This is a genomic window from Curtobacterium sp. PhB170 (assembly GCF_003752345.1).
Lineage (GTDB): Bacteria > Actinomycetota > Actinomycetes > Actinomycetales > Microbacteriaceae > Curtobacterium.
Window position 1 is genome coordinate 322,359 of the sequence record NZ_RJUM01000011.1, and the last position, 23,012, is coordinate 345,370.

General features: G+C 71.8%; 16 protein-coding genes. 2 read left to right on the top strand and 14 right to left on the bottom strand.

The window, feature by feature from the left end:
* Window positions 1–24 precede the first annotated feature (24 nt).
* Window positions 25–1,359 carry an RIP metalloprotease gene (locus tag EDF40_RS12335; protein ID WP_185003011.1) on the bottom strand — a complete coding sequence of 445 codons (1,335 nt, stop codon included), beginning with the start codon at window positions 1,357–1,359 and terminating at the stop codon, window positions 25–27.
* Between the two features lie 174 nt (window positions 1,360–1,533).
* Window positions 1,534–2,625, bottom strand: coding sequence for a 1-deoxy-D-xylulose-5-phosphate reductoisomerase (gene dxr / locus EDF40_RS12340; protein ID WP_123339732.1), 1,092 nt, complete (start codon window positions 2,623–2,625; stop codon window positions 1,534–1,536).
* 98 nt (window positions 2,626–2,723) lie between these two features.
* On the opposite strand from dxr, the gene EDF40_RS18900 reads away from it, so the two are divergent.
* Window positions 2,724–3,203, top strand: coding sequence for a hypothetical protein (locus tag EDF40_RS18900; RefSeq protein WP_148053826.1), 480 nt, complete (start codon window positions 2,724–2,726; stop codon window positions 3,201–3,203).
* 75 nt (window positions 3,204–3,278) lie between these two features.
* Here the strand turns inward: EDF40_RS18900 and EDF40_RS12345 are convergent, their stop codons facing one another.
* A complete protein-coding gene (locus EDF40_RS12345) occupies window positions 3,279–4,250 on the bottom strand; it encodes an FKBP-type peptidyl-prolyl cis-trans isomerase (RefSeq protein WP_123339733.1) in 972 nt (323 codons plus the stop codon).
* 6 nt (window positions 4,251–4,256) lie between these two features.
* A complete protein-coding gene (locus tag EDF40_RS12350; RefSeq protein WP_123339734.1) occupies window positions 4,257–4,766 on the bottom strand; it encodes an OsmC family protein in 510 nt (169 codons plus the stop codon).
* Between the two features lie 58 nt (window positions 4,767–4,824).
* Here EDF40_RS12350 and EDF40_RS12355 point away from each other — a divergent pair, with 58 nt between their 5' ends.
* Entirely contained in the window at window positions 4,825–5,817 is a 993-nt protein-coding gene (locus EDF40_RS12355; protein WP_123339735.1) for an asparaginase, read from the top strand.
* A gap of 5 nt (window positions 5,818–5,822) precedes the next feature.
* Here EDF40_RS12355 and EDF40_RS12360 read toward each other — a convergent pair whose 3' ends face one another.
* From EDF40_RS12360 to EDF40_RS19520, 10 genes are all read right to left on the bottom strand, one after another.
* Window positions 5,823–6,527 (bottom strand): hypothetical protein, encoded by a 705-nt coding sequence (locus tag EDF40_RS12360; protein WP_123339736.1) that lies wholly within the window; start codon window positions 6,525–6,527, stop codon window positions 5,823–5,825.
* A gap of 70 nt (window positions 6,528–6,597) precedes the next feature.
* On the bottom strand, window positions 6,598–8,307 hold the full coding sequence (locus EDF40_RS12365; RefSeq protein ID WP_185003013.1) for an FHA domain-containing protein: 1,710 nt from the start codon (window positions 8,305–8,307) through the stop codon (window positions 6,598–6,600).
* Window positions 8,308–8,495: 188 nt separating this feature from the next.
* Window positions 8,496–10,862, bottom strand: a complete 2,367-nt coding sequence (locus EDF40_RS12370) for a DUF3488 domain-containing protein (protein WP_148061624.1) — start codon at window positions 10,860–10,862, stop codon at window positions 8,496–8,498.
* Window positions 10,863–10,951: 89 nt separating this feature from the next.
* The gene (locus EDF40_RS12375; protein ID WP_123339739.1) at window positions 10,952–12,364 is read right to left on the bottom strand and encodes a DUF58 domain-containing protein; all 1,413 of its coding nucleotides are present in this window, start codon (window positions 12,362–12,364) and stop codon (window positions 10,952–10,954) included.
* Complete coding sequence (locus EDF40_RS12380) at window positions 12,361–13,332, bottom strand: MoxR family ATPase (protein ID WP_123294288.1); 972 nt, start codon at window positions 13,330–13,332, stop codon at window positions 12,361–12,363. The genes EDF40_RS12375 and EDF40_RS12380 overlap by 4 nt, the downstream gene beginning before the upstream one ends.
* A 70-nt stretch (window positions 13,333–13,402) precedes the next feature.
* The gene (locus EDF40_RS12385) at window positions 13,403–19,264 is read right to left on the bottom strand and encodes an Ig-like domain-containing protein (protein WP_148053828.1); all 5,862 of its coding nucleotides are present in this window, start codon (window positions 19,262–19,264) and stop codon (window positions 13,403–13,405) included.
* Entirely contained in the window at window positions 19,261–20,673 is a 1,413-nt protein-coding gene (locus EDF40_RS12390; protein ID WP_123339907.1) for a serine/threonine-protein kinase, read from the bottom strand. Before EDF40_RS12390 ends, EDF40_RS12385 begins: the two co-directional genes overlap by 4 nt.
* Window positions 20,674–20,813: 140 nt before the next feature.
* On the bottom strand, window positions 20,814–21,635 hold the full coding sequence (locus EDF40_RS12395) for a PP2C family serine/threonine-protein phosphatase (protein WP_123339741.1): 822 nt from the start codon (window positions 21,633–21,635) through the stop codon (window positions 20,814–20,816).
* A 3-nt stretch (window positions 21,636–21,638) separates the two neighbouring features.
* Window positions 21,639–22,376, bottom strand: coding sequence for an FHA domain-containing protein (locus EDF40_RS19515; protein WP_260212781.1), 738 nt, complete (start codon window positions 22,374–22,376; stop codon window positions 21,639–21,641).
* Between the two features lie 52 nt (window positions 22,377–22,428).
* Window positions 22,429–23,007 carry a hypothetical protein gene (locus EDF40_RS19520; RefSeq protein ID WP_260212790.1) on the bottom strand — a complete coding sequence of 193 codons (579 nt, stop codon included), beginning with the start codon at window positions 23,005–23,007 and terminating at the stop codon, window positions 22,429–22,431.
* Window positions 23,008–23,012: the final 5 nt, after the last annotated feature.

Below are 23,012 nucleotides of genomic sequence, written 5' to 3' on the forward strand. Positions count from 1 at the left end.
CCGCTGAGCGTAGCGCCGCAGCGACTACCCGAACAGGTTCACGGGCCGCACGATGTCGGCGTAGATCAGCAGCGCGCTCATCCCCGCCAACAGCACCACGACGACCATCGTGAGCGGCATCGTCTTCGCCAGGTCGATGGGGCCCGGGTCCGCCTTGCCGACGAGCTTGAAGGCCCGTCGCTTGATCGCCTCCCACAGGGCGCCGGCGATGTGCCCGCCGTCGAGCGGCAGCAGCGGCACCATGTTCAGCACGAACAGGCCGATGTTCAGCGAGGCCAGCAGCCCCAGGATCGTGTACGCCTTGTCGACCACCGGCACGCCGCTCATCGACGAGACCTCGCCGATCGCTCGGCCGACACCGACGACCGACACGGGGCTGTCCTGCGACCGCTCCTGCGCGCCGAACGCCGCGTTCCAGACGGCGACCAGCCGCTGCGGCAGATCGATGATCAGGTGCGCCGACGCGGAGATCTGCGCACCCGTCGCGGGCAGCACCTCGGCCGGCGACTGCCGCACGAGCGACTGCCCGATGCTGACGCCCACCACACCGACCCGCTGGGTCTTCGTCGTGCCGTCGTCGTTCGTGACGACCTTGCCCTCGGCGTCGTAGACGTCGCGGGTGGCGGTCGTCGGGGTGATCTCGAGCGTCTTCCGGGCACCGTCACGCTCGACGACGACCGTCACCTGCTCGCCGGCCGACTTCTGGAAGACCTCGGAGACGCGCGCGATGGTCGGGTCCTGCTCACCGTTCACCGAGAGCACGACGTCGCCCGACGCGATGCCGGCCTGCTTCGCCGGCGACTCCGCATCGCCCGAGGTGCACTCGGTCGTCTGGCTGGTCGGCAAAACGCAGTCGACGCTCGACGTGAACGTCGTGGTCGGCGACCCGAAACCACACAACAGCACGCCGAACAGGACGATCCCGATCACCAGGTTCATCGCGGGGCCAGCGACCATCACGATGATGCGCTTCCACGGGGTCAGCCGGTAGAAGGCGCGGGAGTCGTCGCCGCCGGAGTCCGCGATCTGCTCCGCGCTGGCCTGACGGGCGTCCTGCACGAACGCGCCGTACATGCCGGTGTTCGTGATCGCACTCGGGCGGCCGGAGGCGCGCGGCTTGAGCATGCCGACCATCGAGATGTAGCCGCCGAGCAGGATCGGGCGGATGCCGTACTCGGTCTCACCCCGCTTGAACGACCACATGGCCTTGCCGAACCCCAGCGAGTACTGCGTCACCTTGACGTTGAACAGCTTCGCGAAGGACAGGTGCCCCAGCTCGTGGAGTCCGATCGAGACCAGCAGGCCGACGATGAAGACGACCACGCCGAGGACGAAGAGCAGGACGGATTCGACGGTCACCGGGAAAGGGTACGGGACGCTTGCCATGACGGAGCCGAGCGCCGTCTGAGAGGTGGGACGGGCCTCTCCCCACCGGCACGGCCGTCCCGCCGCTGGCGCGTCGCGCCGGAACCGGCGGTGTGGGCCCAGTCCGTCACGTGGTGACCATGCGACCGACGGGAGGCGCGGATCGCGTCAGCGGGTCAGCGCGCGGTCCGCCGCGGCGCGGGCCCAGTGCTCCGCAGCGAGCACGCCGTCGAGTGACGGCTCCCCCGCGGTGTGCTCCTCGACGACGCGCTCGACCGTGTCGACGATGTCGAGGAAGCCGATGGCACCCGCGTGGAACGCGGCCACGGCCTGCTCGTTCGCCGCGTTGAAGACGGCCGGGAAGGTCCCGCCGAGCTCACCGACACGCTTCGCGAGGGCGACGGCGCCGAACGCGTCGGCGTCGAGCGGCTCGAAGGTCCAGGTGCTCGCCGTGGTCCAGTCGAGCGGCACACCGACCCCGGGCACGCGGTCCGGCCACGCCAGGCCGAGCGCGATCGGCAGACGCATGTCCGGCGGCGAGGCCTGCGCGATGGTGGAGCCGTCGACGAACTCGACCATCGAGTGCACGATCGACTGCGCGTGCACCGTGACCTCGATGCGGTCGTACGGCACGCCGAAGAGCAGGTGCGCCTCGATGACCTCGAGTCCCTTGTTGACGAGCGTGGCGGAGTTCGTCGTGACGACGAGGCCCATGTCCCACGTGGGGTGCGCCAGCGCCTGCGCCGGGGTGACGTCGCGGAGCTGCTCGCGGGTGCGGCCGCGGAACGGACCGCCGCTCGCCGTCAGGACGAGCCGCTGCACCTCGGTGTCGGCACCGGAGCGGAGCGCCTGCGCGATCGCCGAGTGCTCACTGTCCACCGGGACGATCTGGCCCGGCGCTGCGGCCTGCTGCACCAGGGAACCGCCCACGATGAGGCTCTCCTTGTTGGCCAGCGCCAGGGTGGCACCGGTCTCGAGCACCGCGAGCGTCGGCCCGAGGCCGACCGACCCCGTGATGCCGTTGAGGACGACGTCGGCCTCGACGCTGCGGACGAGCCGCTCGGAGTCCTGCGCCCCGAACGCCGTGTCGCGGACGCCGAACCGCGCGGCCTGTTCGACGACGAGGTCACGGTTGCTGCCGGCGGTCAGACCGACGACCTCGAACCGGTCCGGGTTGCGGGCGACGACGTCGAGCGCCTGCGTGCCGATCGAGCCGGTGCTGCCGAGGACGACGATGCGGCGTTTCTCAAGGGTGTCCACGGCACACAGCCTATCTGCGCACTCGAGGCGCGCAGTATGTTGCACACCGCACTTCACTGTCGCTATGGTGACGACGCAACCTCAGGAGGGGATGAATGATGTCGATGAAGAACACAGTTGCCGCTGCCGTGATCGTGGTGTTGGGGATCGGAGCGCTGCCGACGGCAGCGAACGCAACGACTCCCGCGCCGACCACACTCGCGGTACTGACCGATCTGCGGGGGACCCAGTCACACGCGGAGATCGATGCCGTGATGCAGGGCGCAGCTCCAGTCGAGGCCCTGGCCGATCCAGACACCGGAGACATCCTCGCGGCGATGAGCGTTCGATCGCGTGCGCTCACACCGGTGGGACCCGGATGCTCCGCCACCAGCGCATGCATGCTGCGTTCGTCGGGCGGGCCGTACGGCTTGACCGGTACCGGAACGAAGACCGGCACATGGAGGGGGGTCACCGGCGTGAAGTCCGGAGATCGACGGACGAGTTTCTGGGCATCGAACGGGATGGCCTACGAGTATCGAGCAGGTGCCTCGGTGACGTGGACGAAAGCTGTCACGGTCACCAAGGTGAGCCGCTGACTGCTGTCGTAGGACGGAAGAGGCCGACCACTGTTGTCAGTGGTCGGCCTCTTCACGTCGTGTCGACTTCGGCGCTCAGCCCTTGGCGAGGATGTCGACCACGAAGACGAGGGTGGCGTTCTTCGGGATGCCTGAACCTTCTCGAGGAGTCGCGCCGTAGGCGTCCTCCGGCGTGGCGACGATCAGCACCTGGGAGCCGACCTTCTGGCCGACGAGGCCCGTGACGAAGCCCTTGATGAGTGCGCTCTCGGAGACCGTGAAGGTCGTCGGGGCGCCCTTCGACCACGAGGAGTCGAACTCCTTGCCGGTGTCGTAGACGACGCCCTTGTACTGCACGAGGGCGGTGTCGCCGTCGGCAATCGCGGCGCCGTTGCCCTGCTTGAGGACCTCGACCGTCGTCTTCGTCGGGGCCTTCACGCCGTCGGGGATCGTGATCTCCGGCTCGCCGCTCGACTTGTCCGTGACCGTCGGCAGTGCCGGGTCCTGGTCCTTCGGGGTGCCGTTCGCCTTGGTGGGGGTCTGCGCGACGACGTCGGCGACGACCACGATCTCGCCACCGGTGTTGAAGCCGAGTGCCGACGACTGGCCCACGGCGGCCACACGGTCGCCGACCTTCGAGCAGGCGAGCAGGGCTCCGAAGCCCGAGCCGCCGACGGACAGGACCTGCGGGTTGCCCTCGTCGAAGCCGACGGTGCCGAGCTTCTTGGCGTCCTTGGCCTCGTAGACCGTGTAGGACACCTGGGCGTAGTCGCCCTCGTCGAGCGACGCGCCCTTGCCGGACACGAGCTTCGTGGCCTGCGGCTTCTTCGCCGAGAGGCCGGCCGTGAACTTCACCGTCGGGGCCTTCGTGCCGCCGAACGAGCCGGTCGCGCGGATCGCGTCGGAGGACTTGCCGGGGTCCGGGCAGGACGTGATCGCCGAGGCGGTCGCGCTGGCGGTCGGGGTCGGCGAGGCCGTGGCCCCGTCCGAGCCGGAGCCGGAGCAGGCGGCGAGTCCCAGCACGACGGCGGGGACGAGGGCGATCGGGAGCAGGCGCAGACGCTTCACGGGAACCTAGTCTGCCCCACCCGTTGAAGAGTCCCCTGCCAATGTCGCAGCACGGACGACGGTCTCGGCCTCGTGGTGCACCGGGAACGACACCGACCGGGCGATGAAGCACAGCTGGTTGGCCGTGGCGTGGGCGGCTTCGGCGTCGGCGACCCGGTCCGCCTCGAGGATCGTCACGACCGGGTGCAGCGTCGACCCGGTGAGCTCGCCCGAGCCGTCGCGGTTCAGGTTCAGCGATGCCGTGGCCGTGTCGCGGTAGTCGACGACGGTGAAGCCCTGGGTCACCGCGACGTGCAGGTAGCTGAGCATGTGGCACTGGGCCAACGCGGCGACGACGAGTTCCTCCGGGTTCCAGCGGTCGCGGTCACCGCGGAACGTTGGGTCGGCCGAGCCGGCCACGTCGGGCTTGCCGACCGCCGAGACGACGTGGTCGCGCCCGTAGTCGCGGTAGCCGGAGGTACCGGTGCCGCGGTCTCCCGTCCAGCTGACGGAGACCTCGTAGGTGTGGTCCTGCACGGGTGCTGCCCCTTCGTCGGCGTCACTGGCGGTCGTCCGCCCTGGCTAGCATGGCGGCATGACGGTGAGCCACGAAGTCCGCACTGATCGCCATCCTCTCACCGCCGACGGGTCGGTCGAACTCGCGGTCCTCGACCGGTCGGGGTTCGACGAGAGCCGGCACATCGGCGCCGGGGTCGTGGTCGACTCCGCAGGTGCCGTGGTCGACTCGGTCGGCGACGTCGCCGCCAGCATCTACCCGCGCTCGACGATGAAGCCGTTCCAGGCCCTGGCCGTCCGCCGCGCCGGTGCCCGGTTCTCCGACGAGGAACTCGTCCTGACCACCGCGAGCCACGCCGGAACCCCCGCGCACCAGGCCCTCGCGCTGCACATGCTCGAGTCGTTCGACCACGTCGAAGCCGACCTCGGATGCCCGCCGGACATGCCCTTCGACCGAGCCACCGGACGGACGATGGACGGCCCCCGGCGCCTGGCGATGAACTGCTCGGGCAAGCACGCCGGCATGCTCGCCGCCTGCCGCGTCAACGGGTGGGACGAGGCGACGTACCTGGACATCGAGCACCCGATGCAGCAGCGCGTCCGCTCGGTCGTCGAGGAGTACACGCACGAGACGGTCGACCTGGTCGGCACCGACGGCTGCGGGGCTCCCGTGTTCCCGCTCACGCTGACCGCACTGGCACGCGGCTTCGCCGGCGTCGTCGCTCGGGCCGACGACGACTCCGCGGCGCTGACCGACGCCGTGCTGGCGCACCCGTGGGCGATCGACGGGGTCGGGCGGGCCAACACCGTCACGATCGAGCGGCTGCAGGTCCTGGCGAAGCTCGGTGCCGAGGGCGTCATGGTGATGGGGCTGCCCGGTGGGGCCGCGGTCGCGGTGAAGGTGCTGGACGGGTCGCAGCGTGCAGGCACGCTCGCAGCGCTGACCCTGCTGCAGCGGAACGGGCTGGTGGGTGCCGACGGCGTGGCCGACGTCCTGGCCGCGACGGGTGAGCAGGTTCTCGGCGGTGGCGTGCCGGTCGGCGCGGTCCGGGTCGGCTCCGGCTTGCGCTGAGGCCGTCACCCGACGAGCTCCTGGAGCTCCGGGAGCACCGGGAGCACCGGGAGCACCGGTGTGAGCGTGACACCGCGCCGGTCGGGTGGGCGACGCACGGTGCAGCCGTAGCGGGTGACCTCGACCGCTGTGTCCCACGACCGCGGCATCGTGCCGAGACCCGGGACGAGCACGACCGTGCCGCTCGGACGTCCGGAGCGGTCGAGGCGAGCGAGCACCGCTGTGCCGTCGGGTAGGGCCGTACCGTCGGGTAGGGCCGCGCCGGTGGGCAGCGCCGCGGCGTCCCCAGCGACAGTTCCGAGTCTGCCGGCTGCGCGGAGGTCGTCCCACGGATCGGCGGTGGCGCGGAGCTGTTCGGCGATCGCCTGGAACACCGCGGCGGCGAGTGCCCCGGTGCCGACGACCACGACGTGACCGGCTGCGTCGGTCTCCCACGGGACACCGTCCGCGCCGTGGCCGAGCAGGAGCCGTCCGGGTCCGCTCGGACAGCGGGGCTCGACCGCCGCGGCGGAGTAGTCGCCGGCCAGCGACTCCGGTTCGCGGGGCCCGCCTGCGCCGGACCGGTGCAGCAGGACGTCGAGCACCGCGCAGCACCCGGCGGCTGCGAACACCACCGCACGCGAAGCACCTTCGAGGGGCGCGAACACCCCGGCGAGGACGAGCATGACGGCGGTCCCGACCAGGACGCACCGAGCAGCGAACGGGGTCATGCCTCCATTGCAGCAGGACGGCGGCGTCTCCGGGGCGACGACGACCGATCTGTGGAGAAGTCCGGCAGCGCTACTGCACGAGGAAGAACTGCTCGCCGATGTCCACCCGAGCCCCGCGCTCCACGCGGTACCGACGACCGGGCTCGCAGCGACGGATCGAACCGTCGATGTGGCGGACGACGGTGCCGTTGCCGGAGAACCGGTCGGACACCCACAGGTCGTCACCGTCGCGGCCGAGCTCGAGGTGGGTCTTCGACACCGACTTGCCCGGGTCGTGGACGGTCAGCAGGTCGTCGTAGCGCTCCCCCGGCTTCGGACGGGGCAGACGACCGAGCAGGCCGGTGCCGTGCACCCCGAACCGCTCGCCCGTGCTGAAGTGCAGCAGGAACGGCGCGCGCGTCGGGGTCTTCGAGACGATGCGGGTCTCGTCGACGTCCTCGTCGAGCTCGTCGGCGTCCGCACTGGCCTCGGGACGGTCCGACGGCGGGAGCGGGAGCTCGGGTGCCGTCGCCCCGGGGACCGGAGGCAGCGGCGCGGCGAGCGGGGCCTGCGCCGGCGGGGCCGAGGACCGTTCGGGGTCCTGCGGTTCTCCGTGCGGTGCCGCGTCCCCGGGCTCGGTCGGCTCGGCCACCGGCGCCGCGTGTGCGCCGCGGGGACGGCCACCCGGGCGCGAGGCCTCGCTGTCCGGCAGGGCCGACTCGTCATCGGCGACGGTCTCGTCGGACCCAGTCTCGTCGGACCCGGTCTCGTCGGACCCGGTCTCGTCGCTCGTGATCTGGTCGTCCGCGGGCGCATCGACCGGGATCTCGTCGTCCGGCACGTCGGTCGACGACGACCCGCCGGCGCCGGCCGACTCCACACCGGAGTGCTCGGTCGCCCAGTCCGGACGCGCCATCGGCAGCGGCACGACCGGTCCGGTGAACGCGGCGGTCACGGCGGGGCGGACTGCTCCGCACTCGCCGCAGAAGATGTCGTCGGGCTCGAGGCGGTTGCCGCAGACGTGGCAGATGGTCGTGGCGTGCATGCCCGGCGTGACGAGCGGCGCGGGCCGAGGCGGTCGGCGGTCGATCAGGGGCTCGACGACGGCGGTGTCCCCCGGCTGCGGCGGCGACACGACGGGCGCGGCGGCGGTCGGTTCGTCGAGTACACCGTCCTGTACGGGCTCGCCGGAGCGGGTGGACGACGTGTCGTCGGCGTCGTCGGACTCGACGTGCACGGGCGCGTCGACCGTCGCGTGCGGGGACGCCGCGGTGTCGTCGGGCGTGTCGTGGGACGTGTCGTCAGCGGCGGCCGGTGCACTCGGGACCGGCGGGACGACAGGAGCGGACTCGGCTCCGGACGCGAGCTGCGCGGCCTCGGTGGTGGCACCGCGGCCGACCCACCAGGACGGTCCGGCCGGCGCCGCGGTCGGGGCCGGAGCGACCGGCGGCGCCCATACGGGTGCCGGCGCCTCGTCAGCACCAGGCGGGGTCGCGGGACGGTCCTCGACAGGAGCCAGCCGGGTCCGCTCGGGGTCGTCGGCGAGGGCGTCTGCGGGCTCGGAGCGGTAGGCGTCCGGGTCCAGTGGCGGTTCGTCCGGGGCAGGGACGGCGTCGGGCTGCGCGGCCGCGTTCGACCAGTCGCCGAGGCCGGAGCCCGCACCGTGCACGTGCGACGGCGCCTCGCGCGGGGCGAGGTCGTCGGGGCGTTGGACCGGCACCGCGGGCGGCGGTTCGGTGCTGCGGCGGTCGGCACCGGTCAGCCAGGCGCGGGTGGCTGGGTCGAGGGTCGACTCGGGCAACCATGCGTCAGCCGCAGGGTCGGAGCGACGTCCGTGGGAGTCGGGCTGCTGCAGGGGCGGTGGCGGCGCCTGCTCGACGGGGGTCGGAGCGACCGGCCGGCGGCTCGCTCCGGCGGTCACCGCGCGTCCGCACTCACCGCAGAAGATCGCCCCCTCCGGGAGCATCGATCCACAGTGTTCGCATCTGATCACGGTCTGCCTCTGTCCTCACTCGGCCGTCCACGACGCTCGTCAGGCCTCCGGCCATCGTAGTCACCGCGTCTCGCCGAGCCCTGACCGGTGGTCGCGCGCGGTCGTTCGGGTCCGCGCAGGGACCGGAGCGACACAGCGGTGCGGAACCGCTCACGGCGCGTCCGACCGGCGCGCAGGGTCCCCACCGCGTCGTCCGTCGCCGACCACATCCGGTCGGCAGCAGCCTGGTCGACGTCGCTCGGTCCGAACACCGCCCGGTCGGCGAGGGCGGCCAGTCCGGTCCCGCCCTCACCCGGAGCACCGGCCACGGTCTCGCGTCGCGTGGCCGATCCGGCCACGTCGTGTCCACGGTCGAGGAGCGCATCGCGGTACTCGTCCCAGGCCCCGACGATGCGACCGCGCGGCGTCGGAGCACGACGCCGCCGACGGCGGCGGACCCGCTTCAGCAGGACGATCACCCCGAACGGCAGGAGCACGAGGGCGATCAGCCCCAGTGCACCGAGCACCCACGGCAGCGCTGCCAGCAGGATCTGCAACCACAGCGGCTGCACGGGCGGCGTGTTCCGATCGCTCTGCGGCGGCGCCTGCTGGTCCTGGTCCTGCTGGTCGACGGGAGGCGGCGGCACGACGGTCTCGGGACGGGTCACCGGCTGCGGCGTCTGCTGCTGCTCGTTCGGGATCTCGCGGACACTCGGGTTGGGGTTGAGCATCACCCACCCCCACTGCGCGGTGTCGACCTCGATGCGCGCGGTGACGTCCGAGCCGCGGAACGTCGTGGTGCCGCCGCTCACCGACGCCCCGCCGGACCCCGAGTCGCCGCCCGCAGTGAAGCCCATGACCACCCGTGCCGGGAACCCGAGCTCGTCGGCCATCAGCGCTGCGGCGGCGGCGTACTGCTCCTGGTCGCCGATCATCAGCGGCGACGTCAGGAGCTCCTGGATGCGGTCGGCGCCGTGCCCCGAACGGCTCATCCGGTCGTCACCGACGCCGTGGCTGACGTACCCGTTGCGCTTGAGCGCCTGGATCACCGCGACGAGCTTCGCACCCGACGCCGCATCGGCGTCGGTCGTCGCCTCGACCGTCTCGCGGACGGCGTCCGGCACCTCGCGTGCCGTCGGGACCGCGGCGCTGCCCGGACGCGCGGCTGCGAGCTGCTCGTCCGTCGGCTGGTCGGGGACCACGGCGGTCAGGTCGTACGAGGTGCCCTCACGGACACCGCCGACCACGGCACCCGTCTGCGTCGAGCCGTTGTAGAAGAAGGACCCGCGCTCGTCGTCGGCGTCGGTCCCGGTGAAGTCGACGCGCTCCAGGTCCCCCACCGTCGGCAGCCAGACGCCGCTGTAGCCGTCGACGGTCACCCCGACGCGCACCGAAGTGCCGTCCACGCCACGGACGTCGACCGACGTCGGCACCCGCTCGAACGTCCCCGACGACGAGGAGCCGTCCGACCCGCCGACGCGGTAGACCACGCCGTCGTAGGTGTCGAGCGTCGCGATGCGCACGAACCCGTTCTCCGGCAGTCCGGTGACCCGGAGCTGTGCGGTGTCCGCCGCGCTCTGCTCTTCGTACGCCCGGAAGCCGCTCAGCGGGCTGACGTAGTCGCGGGGGTCGAACGGCTTCACGACGTCCGTCCGGGCCACGGTGCGCTCGTTCGCCGGCGGTGCGACCAGCCCGAGCCCCGTCGCGACGACGGCCGCCGCCACGATCGTCCCCGTGCCGACGAGCGCCGGGCGGACGACCGACCGGGCGATCGGTACCGACGACCCGATCGTGGTCGCCACGGCGACCGCGCGACGGGCGTGCCGCACCGTCAGCGCCCACACGAGCGCGACGGCGACGAGCACGACGGCCGTCACGATCGACGTGTCCAGCCGACTCGGCCCGACGACCACCCCGATCGCGAACAGCACCAGTGCCGGGATGCTCGCGAGTTCCTGCCTGGAGGCCCGGGTCGCCACGCTCACGGCCGTCACCGTGGCGACGAGGAGCGTCACGAAGTACGGCACGAGGAGCGCCTCGTACGAGCCGACCGGCAGGCTGATGGTCACCAGCTGCTTCCACCCCAGCGCGACGCCGGCGAACAGCGCGAGCAGGCCCGGGCCCGTCGGCAGGATCCCGTTGGCCTGACCGGGCACGGCGGCGGGCACACCGGCGAGCGTGAACGCCGCCACCGTCGCGATCGCCACCACGACCAGCGGCAGCCGCAGGACCGCACCGACGAGGGCGACGAGGGTGCCGAACACGATCGCGGTCACCGCCGCGACGATCATCGAGTCGTCGCGGTAGACCGGCCACCACGACACACTCGCCACCGCGAGCAGGAGCCACACGACGAGGGTCCCGCCGGCCAGACGGAACGGCACGAGCCGCCGGGCATCGCGGCGATCGGAACGCCGGGTCGACCGACGTGCACGCTCCGCGGGCGGCGTCGGGGTGGCCACCGGAGGGGCGCTCACGCGGCGGCCGATCGGTGCAGGGCGTGCCGGAGGTCGTCCAGGTAGCCGATGGTCATCACGGTCAGGCCCGCGACCCGCAGGAACCGTGGCTGTGCTTCGGGCTCGCAGATCACCGCGACGACCTCGACCCCCACGGGGAAGCGCGTCGCCGCGAGCCGGAGCGCCGGCAGTCCGATCGTCGAACCGACGACCAGGAACGCCACCGAGATGCCCTCGGTGTCACTGCCGACGATCCGGGAGACCTCGGCGATGGGCAGGCAGGCATCGGCGAGTCCGACCGAGGCGAAGTCGTCGAGCAGTCGCGTCGGGGTGACCGTCGGCAGGGTCCGCACCGCGTAGACGGCACGCTTCGCGAACTCCGGGGTGCGTTCCGACACCACGACCGAGACCTCTCGGCCGTCGCGGATCGCACGGGCACCGAGCGAGGCCGCAGCGCTCACCGCGAGCTCGAACTCCTCGTCGTCCCCGAACTCCGACCGGGCGATGCCGAGCGCCACGACCAGGTGCGAGCGGCGCGTGTCCTCGAACTGGCGCACCATCAGCGCGCCCGACTTCGCCGTCGACTTCCAGTGGATGGTGCGGGGGTCGTCACCCGGCATGTACTCGCGGATGGCGTGGAACGCGATGTCGGCCGGCGACAGGTCGGTGGTCGCCTGCCCCTCGAGGTCGCGCACCAGCCCGGTGCTCGTCGACGGGATCGCGATCGTGCGCGGGTGCACGATGACCTGTTCGCGTGCGGTCCAGACGACCTCGCGGCGGACGAGACCGACAGGGTCGGCGCGGACACCGGTGACCGGCCCCACGTCGAGGACGCCCCGGCGCACGGTCGGTACGGGCACCAGCTGCTCGAACGTGCCGTGCGCGCCGATCGCCGGGATCGCGACGTCGACGAGCCCCGGGCCGACCGGCACCTCGACCGTCGTCGGCACCGAGGGCAGACGCGTCGGGTTCTCCGCCGTGACCACCACGCCGGCCTCGTCGCCGACCGCCACGCGGTGCTGCGGCAGGCGCATCCGGATCACCAGCCGCGTGCGACCGATGAGCGCGATCGCGGCGACGACGACGAGTACCGCTCCCGCGAACCCGACGACGACGATCTCGCGCAGGCCGAACCGGTAGCCGGCCACGAACGCGACGAGCGTGAGGGCCGCGACCGTCCACCCGAGCCCGGTGACGACGGACGAGACCTCGCCCCAGGAACGCTTGACGAGCCTCCAGGCCGTTGCCCAGACCCGGACGATCCCGACGACCGCATCCGCGGCGACGCCTTCGCGGTCACCGACGATCCGTGAGCGGACGTTGGTCAGGCCGGCGACCGTCCCCGTGCGCTCGTACGCCGTCGACCCGCGACGCGACCGCGTCGAGGACGGACGGCGTGAGCGCGTGGAGACGGGCCGGCGGTCCGTCACGTCGTGACTCGGTCGGCCGGCGGCGGCGTCTCCACCAGCAGCTGTGCGATGACGCTCGGCGCGCTGACACCGTCGAACTCCGCCTCGGCGTCGAGCACCAGGCGGTGCGCGAGCACCGGGACGGCGAGGGCCTTGACGTCGTCCGGCGTGACGTAGTGGCGGCCGCTCAGCGCCGCGAGCACGCGTGCCGAACGGATGAGGCCCATCGCGCCGCGGACACTGACGCCCAGGCGGACCTCACTGGCCGAACGCGTCGCGTCGACCAACCGTGCGACGTAGTCGGCGATGACGGCGTCGACGTGCACCGTGCGGGCCAGCGCGGCCATCTCGGTGATCGTCGCCGCGGGCACGACGCTCGCGAGCGGAACCGATGCCGACGGAGCCGACGAGGTCTCGAGGATCTTCACGGTGGCGGCGTGGTCGGGGTAGCCGATCGAGGTCTTCATGAGGAACCGGTCGAGCTGCGCCTCGGGCAGACGGTACGTGCCGGCCTGCTCGATGGGGTTCTGCGTCGCGATGACCATGAAGGGGGCCGCCAGGCGGTGGTTCACGCCGTCGACCGTGATCGCCGACTCCTCCATCGCTTCGAGCAGGGCAGACTGCGTCTTCGGGCTCGCACGGTTGATCTCGTCCGCGAGGACGATGTTCGCGAAGACCGGGCCACGGTGGAAGTCGAACTCCTGCGTGCGCTGATCGTAGACGCTGATGCCGGTGATGTCGCCAGGCAGCAGGTCGGGGGTGAACTGGATGCGGTTCGTCGTCCCCTGCACGCTCTGCGCCATCGCCCGCGCCAGGCTCGTCTTGCCCGTGCCGGGGACGTCCTCGAGGAGCAGGTGGCCCTCGCTGAGCATCGCCGTCACCGCGAGGCGGATCACGAACGTCTTCCCGAGGAGCACCTGCTCGACGTTGGTCACGATGCGGCCTGCGACGTCGGCGAACCAGGTGGCCTGCTCCGGGGTCATGCTCATGCGGGGTGGTCCTCGTCGTCTCGGGGATGGCGGTGGGTGCAGCGTACGGCGGAAGGGCGGCTGGGCGGGGTCAGCCGGTCGGCGCGGTCGACGTCTCGGGGGCCGGGTCCGGTGCGGCGACGTCCTGCTCGACGGGGTTCGCATCCGTGTACGAACCGTCCACGGTGGCGACCACCGTGATCGTCTTCGCGTCCCTGGGGATCGTCGAACCTGCTCCGTACGGGCCGTTCAGGTCACCCGTCGGGCATCCGAGGACCTCCAGGGCTGAGTCCGTGCAGATGTAGACCCGGTAGTCCACGCTGTGCGTCCCGGTGTTCACGGGAGCGTTGATGCTCAGCACCGTGCCGGCTTTCGGCGCCTGCGCGGATGCTCTGGTAGAGATCGGGACCACGGATCCGACCTGTGTCTGATCGGAGCAGTACTGCCCACCGTTCGACGACAGCCTGCACGCGGTCACGGTGACTGCAAGGCTCGTCCCGTAGGTACCAGCACTCGGGTAGAGCGTGACGTCGCTCCCGTCTGACGTGGTGCTCGACCCGTTCTGCAGGCTGACGCGGTAGTACGTCGCGCGACCTCCCGCCGAGAGCCCCGAAACCACGACCGGGAAGTTGCCGTCTGCGTCAGACCTCGACGCGAGCGACACCCGCGCCGAGGCTCCGTTCGGCGACTCGTAGGACTTGACCGGGCCGGTGGTGCTCGACGAGCAGAATCCGAGACCGTTCACCGCGACGACGGCGTAGTAGAGATCGCCCTCGCCACGAGGCTGATCGGTGAACGACGTGCCGCTCCCAGTCTTCGTCGCGTCTTGCTCCCGGACTGCCGTGCAGTCGAGTGATGGCGACGAGAGCCGGAACAGCCAGTACGCCTTGATGTCGCTCCCGCCGCCGTTCGAGGGGGCGAAGTTGATCGACACCGATGTGGAGTTGCCGCTCTGCTGCCCGGTTGCGCTCAGGTTCGACGGCGCACTCGGGCGTCCGACCGCGGTGCCGCTCGCCGACGCCGAGTTCCACTGCACCACCGTGCCGTTGCGATCAGCGCTGTTCCGCGCCGACACGGTCACCGTGTACTGCGCCGCGCTCTGGGCACCGGCGAACGAGGTGTTCGTCGCAGTGCCGGTGTTGCGGGTGTCGGACAGGCCCGGACCCTCGATCGTCACGACGTAGTTGTCGACCGAACTGCCCCGGTTCGGGGTGGCGACGGCGCTCCACTTGACGTCGAGCTGGTTCGGCGTCGACCCGTTCGGCGTGACGGTGATGCCCTTCGGCGGCGCCGGCACGAAGTCCGCACTGATCGGAGCGGAGCTGCCCGACGGCTTCGAGTCGCCGATCGCGTTGGTGGCGATGACCTGGAACCGGTAGGACGCCTTCGGGTCGAGCCCGGTCAGCGTGCAGACGGTCGCGGTGCCGCAGTTCTTCGAGACGCCGTTCGTGCCCGTCACGCGGTACCCGGTGATCGGCGAGTTGTTCCCCTGCGGCGTCGACCAGGTCAGCGTGGCCTGACCGCCGTCGTACGAGCCGGTGCGGGTCGGTGTGCCCGGGGCGTCGGGGACGTCCTGCACGGAGACGGTCACGTCGCCCCACACGTACCGGTCCGGGTCGTTCGTGGCGTCCGCGACCTGGTACTGCAGGTGGGCGTCGACGGGCTTCGCGGTGTCGGAGACCCGGACCTGCAGGCGGGAGCGATCGGCGCTCGGCGTCACTGAGACACCGCTCGGCAGGCCGCCGGAGAGCCCGCGGATGTTCACGACGCGCAGCCGCTCACCGGGGAACGGATTGGTCGGCTGGTCGTTCGTCAGCACGTCGATGGTCGTGGTCGCACCACGCTTGGTGATCGACCTGTCGGCGCCGGGTTGCACGAGCGGGCGGGTGGACGCCACCACGCCGACGGTCACGGTGCCGGCACGTCCGGCGTTGGCGTCGTCCTGCACGCCGATGCCGATCGACGCCGTCGTGTTCTTCTTCGCGGTGTCCGGCACGGCGATGGTCAGCTGCTGTCCCGAGATCGTCGCGGTGGCACCGCTGGTCGGCTTGCTCACCACGGAGTACCGCAACTCCGGCAGGTCCTTCGGGTACGGGTAGTCGGTGAGCTTCGTCAGGTCGACGGTGCGGGTCTCGCCCGGCTGCATCTCGACGGCCGATCCGGTGAACGCCGGCGGCTGGTTCGACCGCGGCGTCACGGTGACCGGGAGCACGAGGGTCGCGACCCGGCCCTTCCCGCCGTTGGCCGCGGAACCGTCGGTGACCTCGAACGAGATGGACGCGTTGCCGTAGTACAGCTTCGACGAGGTGAACTGCAGCGTCGACGAGTCCACGACCAGGCTCTGGCCGTTCGCGTGCGTCGCCTTCACCGTCCCGCGGTCCGTGATCTTCGCCGTCTGACCGTTCGCGGTCACGACGTAGTCCTCGAGCGGGATGCGGACCGTGGCCTCGCTCTTCACGGTGACGGCACCGGCCGAGCGGTTGATCTGCGGCAGGGCGTCGTCGAACCCGGGGACGTTGATGAAGCCGTAGGACACGATGTCGGGGTGGTCGACCCGTGCGACCGAGAACGGGATGACCTGGGACTCGTCGGTGAGCCGGACCGTGATCCGTCCGTCGTCGGTGAGCCGTGCGGTGTCGCCGTAGCCGTCGACGATCCCGACCTGCAGGTCGGCAGCGGTGCCCTCGGCGAAGAAGACGTTCTCGAGCACGTCGACGGTCACGCTCTCGCGCCGCAGGATGTCCTGCAGGTCGAGGGTCGTGTCGTCGACCTCGGGGCGGAGGGGTTGCGCGTCCGGGTCGACCGTGACGGTGAGGAACGCGGTGCTCGATCCCCCGCTGGCGTTCGCCACCGTGTAGAGCACGGCGTAGTCGCCCGACTTCGCGGTCTTCGGGGGTGTGACCCGGATCTGCTGCTTCCGCAGGATCTTCGCCGACACGTCGTCGGCGGTGGGCTCGGCCGCCGACACGGTGAGCTGGCCGCCCTCGGGGTCGGAGTCGTTCTGCAGCACCCGCACGGTCACCGAACCGCCGGGGCGGATGGTCACGTGGTCGGCCTCGGCGACGGGGTTCGACGCCTGTTCGGCCCGGGGGGCGATGCCCACGCGGACGGTACCGGTGGCACGTGCGCCCAGGGCGTCGACCACCGTGTAGGTGAACTCGTCGGTGCCGGCCGAGTAGTCCCCCGCCTCGTAGGTCAGCGCGTCGGACGCGACGTCGGTGACGGATCCCTTGTCCGGGTTCGACCCGACGCCGACGAGCTGCACCGAGTCGCCGTCCGGGTCGATCCCGTTCAGCGGCACCGAGATCCGCACCGACGAACCGGCCACGACCCGGGCGGTCACGGTCTGCGGGACCGGCGGGTTGTTCGTCGCGGCGTCCCGTTCGCGCACCGAGATCGAGACGGCGGCGTCGGCGTACTGGCCGTCCGGACCGGCGACCCGGTAGACGGCGGTGTAGTTGCCGGGGGTCTTCGGCGCGAGGTAGCGCAGGTGGTCGCCCGAGGCGAACAGCAGACCGCCGTCGCCGGGCACGTTCTGCACGAGCTCGGGCTCGAGGGTCAGGGGCTCGCCCTCGGGCTGGGTGTCGTTGTCGAGCACGTCGATGTTCGCGACGTCGCCGACCCGGACGGTCGCGCTGTCGGGCTGGGCGACGGGCGGCTGGATCCGGTCGGGCTTGGGGATCTCGACGACGGTGATCGTGCCGGTGGACGACGCCAGGCCGTTCGTCTCGGTGTAGCCGAACGACACCGGCCCGTCGAGCGGTGCGGTCAGCGTGACGCGCACGGTGTGCTGGTCGAGGATGCTCGCCTGGACCCCGCTGCCCCGCACCGGTCCGTCGAGGGCGGTGACGAGCAGCACCCCGCCCGCCGGGTCGATGTCGGTCGCGGTGACGTCGGTGTCCTTGCTCGACAGCGTGTTGACGAAGACCGTCTTCGGGGTCGTGATGGGCGCGGTCGAGGCGTCCGGCGGCGCGAGGATCGTGACCCGGACGATGCCGCTCGACGTCTTCACACCGTCGGTCACGGTGTACTCGAGCTGGTGGTCGCCGGCACTCGCCCCCTGCACCCGGAACGTGCCCGCGTCGTAGCTCGGGGTGACCGTCAGCCCCGCCGACGACGACACACTCGTGAGGGTCACGGTGCCGTTGCCGCCGCGGACGTGGTCGAGCGGCTCCACCGTGAAGGCCTTGCCGGCGTAGCCCTGCACCGGGAACGGGTCGGCACGCAGCGGCACACTCCCCTGCTTCGCCACGCGCTCGGTCACCGAGCCACGGCCGTCGGCGCGTCCGTCGCTCACGACGAGCTGCACGGCACGGTCACCCGTCCGGCCGCTGTCCGCACGGAAGTCGAGCAGCCCGTCCGGGGTGGTCGACACCCGGTCGCCGTCCGAGGCGGTCGCGGACTTCAGGTACACCGGGTCGCCGTCGGGGTCGACCCAGTCGCCGAGCACGCTGCTGACGACGTGTCCGTTCTGCACCACGTCCGCCGAGGTGTCGCGCACCTGCCGCGGGGCCTCGTTCTGCGACTCCGGCCGCACCGTGACGCGGACGGTCGCCGTGTCCGACCCCCCGTTGCCGTCGGTGATCGTGTACGGGAAGGTCACGGTGCCGGTCGCGCGCGACGACAGCGTGACCTGCAGCCGTTGGCCGTCGGCGACGATGGCGACGCGGCCGGCGGACTCCGAGATGGACCCGACCTCGCTCACGATGATCGGGTCACCGTTCGGGTCGTAGTCGTTGAGCAGGACCGGGAGGCTCGTGGTGCGTCCCGGACGAGCGCCCAGGTCGTCGTCCACCGCCACCGGCGGCTTCTGGTCCTTGTCGACCTCGGGGTCGTCGTCGGAGACCTGCTCCTGCTGCTGCTCGTCGTCCTGCTTGATGAGGTCGGCCCAGTTGTCGATGAGCTGGCCGCTGCGGTCGATCGCCCAGGAACGACCGCTCGACGGGTCGTTGGCGACGACGGTCTGCCCGTTGTGCAGGATCTGCATCGTGCTGGTCCCGCCGGTGCTCGCGAGCCGCTGGAGGGCGTTGCCGTCGCAGGTGTCCATCGCCTGGCCACCGGCCCACGCCGCGTAGGTGCAGGACCCGTCGACGTAGGGGCGCGCCGCGCGCCCGGACACCTGGAGCGCGGTGGCGTCGACGGACCCCGAGGCGCTGACCCGGACGAGTCCGGCGGTGCCCGCGACGGTGACGTCGGAGGAGGTGTCCGACGATCGCTGGAGCGCGGGTGACGCGCCGACCCGATCGCCGAGCTCCACGGTGCGGCCGTCGATCGACAGTGCGCCGCTGGTGCGGTCGAGCACGGCCAGGTGGCCGTCGAAGGTCGCGACCTGGAAGTCGTCGGTGCGGTCCATGTCGACCTTCCACCGTTGGTCGACGGACAACGTCGACCCGACGTCGACGAGCGATGCCGTGCCGGTCTTCGCCGAGTACACCGCGACGTGTCCGTCCGAGGCGTCGAAGACGGTGTCCGCCCCGAGCGTCAGGTCGGCCTTGGTCGAGGCATCGAACTCGGCGAGGTCGGCCGCGGGCGTCGCCCACAGCTCGCCGGTGTCCTGGTTGCCGATCACCGCGGTGTCCCCCGCGAAGAAGACCTGGGGTGTCCCCGCGGGCAGGGTCACGGCGTCGCCGACGGTGGCGTCGGCGACGTCGACCTTGGCCACGGTCCCCTTGGTCTGGTCGATGCTGTAGACCATGGACCCGCGCTGCAGCACGGCCAGGTCGTCGCTCGCGGTCTCGACGGCGGTGTTCAGCTGGAGGACCCCGGTGTTGGCCCGGCCGACCGCTCCGTACTCGGCGGAGGGCACCCAGACGGTGCCGTCCCCGAGGTCGACTCGTTGCGTGTGGTACCCGGTCGAGACGATCGCGGTCGTCGCGACGACCGCGGCGACCAGGACGGAGACCCCGGTGGTGACGGCGGCGGATCGGTGCTTCGCGAGGAGCGCGCGGATCACCCGGTGCTCCCGACGGTCGCGCACTTCTGCGCGCTCGCTGCACCGGTCTTGCCGTCGCGGTTGACGGCGACCGCGATGCACTCCTCGTCACCGCGCTGCCCGGAGACGACGAACGTGGTGCCGGTCTGCTGGCTGGACGCGCCGTTCGACGAGATGACGTAGGTGTCGCCGCTCTTCAGGCCCGGGTCCGCCCACGAGAACGACACCGACTGCGCCGAAGGCTGTGCGCGGACGTCCGCCACCACGGGGATCGCCCCGGCGCCGAGCCGCCCGACGACGACCACGGTCGCGATGGCGAGGGCAGCGACCACGACGACGGCGAGGGACGTCGCCCAGACGAGCGTCGACCGGGTGCGTCGACGCGCACGTGTGACCGATCCGGTGCGGTGCACGGTGCCGACGCTCTGCGAACCGCCGGCGACGACGCCGCCCTGGACCGCGCGACGGGTGCGGCGCCGGGCGCCGACCCGCGACGGCGGCTGGAGCTCGCGGATCATGGTCCGGTCGCCCTCCGGGGTCGGGGTCGCGATGGCCCATGCCTCGACCGCGACGTCGGCCGCGGTCTGCGGGATCCCGAGCTCGGCCTCGACCTGCTGGAAACCGCGCACGAGTTCGAGCACGGTCGTCGGGCGCGACGACACCTTGCGGGACAGCGCGGTGGCGAGCAGGCGCTCGAGCGACGGTGGGACGTCGGTCCGACCGGTGGGCTTGACGCCGCCCTTGTCGATCCGGCTCATCAGGTCGCTCGCACCGTTCTTGCCGCCCCGGACCTCGAACGGGCTGCGGCCGGCGAGCAGGGAGTACACGGTGGCGGCGAGCGAGTACACCTCGGACTGGATCGTGCCCCGGGACTCGTCGATCAGGACCTCGGGCGCCGACCACGGGATCGACATGCCGATGGGCTCGTCCGGGTCGGTCCCGCCGATGGTGGCCGCGATGCCGAAGTCGGACAACACGGGGTTGCCGTACGCCGTGAGCAGGATGTTCGACGGCTTGATGTCACGGTGGAGCACGCCTTCGCGGTGCGCGGTCTCGAGGGCGGACCCGATCCGGACACCGATCGAGAGCACCTCCGACACCGGGATCGGCTCCCGCCGGTACCGCTCGCTGAGCGATGAGGAGCACAGCTCCATCACCAGGTACGGACGTCCGTCGGCCGCGACACTCGCCTGGAACACCGTCAGGATCGACGGGTGGGTGCTGAGCCGCGCCATCAGGTTGGCCTCGGCCTGGAACATCTGCCGGACGCGGTCGTCGACGACCTCGTCGAGCAGCACCTTCACCGCGACCTGACGACGCGGCATGTCCTGTTCGTACAGGAAGACGTCGGCGAAGCCACCGGAACCGAGGACGTGCACGGGGCTGAAGCCGCCGAGCACGGGCGGGTTGGACGGCAGGCGACGCGCCATCGACATCTCCTCCCCGGCCGAGCGGCCAACTCTCTCGTCGTGGCACAGTCATTGTACGAAGCGCCGGTGACCGTCGATCCGCACACCGACCACCTGTGGACGGGCGCACTCCCCCAGTTCGGGGGGTCCCGTGCCGGCGGTCAGTGCCGCGGCAGGGTGTCCTCGAGGTCGCCGTCGTCCGGGGCGGCGTCGACCTGGAGCACCACGACGGTGACGTTGTCGCGGCCCCCGGCGACGACCGCGTCGCCGACGAGTCGTTCGGCGAGTCCCTGCGCACCGGCTTCCCGTGCCGCGATGCGCGCGATGCCGGCGTCGCCGAGCTCCTTCGTCAGGCCGTCGGAGCAGACGATGTACCGGTCGCCCGCGCGGAGCGGCAGGGTCCACCAGTCGGGCGCCGGCGGTTCGCCGAACCCGACCGCGCGGGTGATGACGTTGCTGTCCGGGTGCTGTTCGGCGTCCTCGGCCCGCAGCAACCCGGCGTCGACCATCTCCTGCACCACGGAGTGGTCCACGGTGACGCGGCGCAGCACGCCGTCCTCGATCCGGTAGGTCCGGGAGTCGCCGACGTTGAAGACGAGGGCCGCCGGCTGGCCGAGTGACGCGACCAGGGCGATGCCGGTGACCGTCGTGCCCGCTCCGATCGCGTTGCCGCCGGCTGCGCGCTCGATGTCGGCCGTGGCGAGCAGCAGCGCCCGCTGGATGCCCTGCCGGGTCGTGAAGGGCTCCTGCGTCACCTGCCCGAGTCGACGCACGACGGCGTCGCTCGCGCGGTCGCCGGCGAGGTGTCCGCCCATGCCGTCGGCGACGACGAAGAACGGCGCCCCGACGATGTAGCTGTCCTCGTTGTGGTCACGGCGACGACCGACGTCGGTCGCGGCTCCCCACGAGAGCGTCAGGGTGGCGCCGTCGGCACCGGGGACGTCGATGGCGTGCGCAGTCGCTGCTCGGCCGAGTTCGGTCACGTTTCAGGATCGCTCTCTGGGGGTTCGGGGCGTGCCGTGTGCTGTCTGGTCGGTGGGCCACGGGGGAACCGGTGGGAACCCGTCCGCCGTCGGTGCGACCCGGAGGTACGGCGAGAGGACCTCGATGGCGTTGCCGTCACCGACCTCGACTACCGTACCCGTCAGCGCGACGATCGACGCACCCGATGCCATGCGGTACACCGGCGCGCCGGCCGGTCGGATGACGGTGCCGTTCGTGGACCGCAGGTCCTGCACCACCACGGCTTCGCCCTCGGCGTGGATGCGGACGTGCGAGGACGACACCTGCCCGTTGGCGGAGCGCACCGTCACGAGTTCCGGTTCGGGGCCGCTGGTGATCCGCGGCAGCGACGGACGCCGCCCGATGACGACCGGGTGGTCCAGGCGGAAGGTGCGGTCACCGATGCGGATCGACGGCACACGCGCCGCGGGCGCGGCAGGGACGGACGGGAGGCCCGTGGCGGCTCCGGCGGGCACGCTCGGTCCGGCGGCGCTCCGGACACGGGCGCGGACGACCGTGTCCTCCGGGTCGGCTCCGTCGTCGGCAGGGTCGTCGGCACGGTCACCGACCGGTTCGGACGGCTCCGTGCGCGGCCGGATGACGGTGTCACCGAGCACGTCGTCGAAGCGATCGCCGTCACCCGCACCGCGGGGTCGCCGGATGACGGTGTCCTCGATGTCGTCGTCGCGCAACCGGAGCCCTTCGGATGTGGTGTCCTCCACCGTAGACGATCCGGTCGACCCGTCACACCGCACCGACGGACGTCCGCACCGGTCACGATCGGTGCCGGTCTCGACGGGGCCCGGCCCACATCGGCGCACTGCCGGCCAGGACCGACCGCAGGACCAGCCCGGCGAGCGGGTCGTCGGCACGGGTTTCGAGGGCGTAGCGCGCCCGTGTCTCGGCGCGGGCCGACGACCCGAGCGCCCACGCACACCAGGCCCCGAGTGCGAGCGCACCGGCGGCTCCGGCCGTACTGTCCACCTGACCACCCTCGGCGCGCCAGACCCGCCAGCCCTCGGCACACCGGTCGCCGGCCGTGCGCAGCCGAGCACGGTCCGGTTCCGGTCCGAGGCCGTGCAACGCCGGCGGCGTCGGATCGTCGAACGGGTCGAACCCCCGGATGGCCCGCGGGTCCGGCTGGTCTCGGGCGGCGAGGAACGGGATGAGCGCCATGCGGGTCGACAACGCACCGCAGGCGGTGACGATCGCGATCGCGCCGACGCGGGAGCCAGCGCCGACGCCGGACGTGACCAGCGCTGCGGCCGCTGCCGGGAGGGTGACCGCCGCCGCGATCTCGCGAGGGAACCGGACTGCGGTGTGGTCGGGGGTGTGTGCCGTCAAGGGGATCATGCACG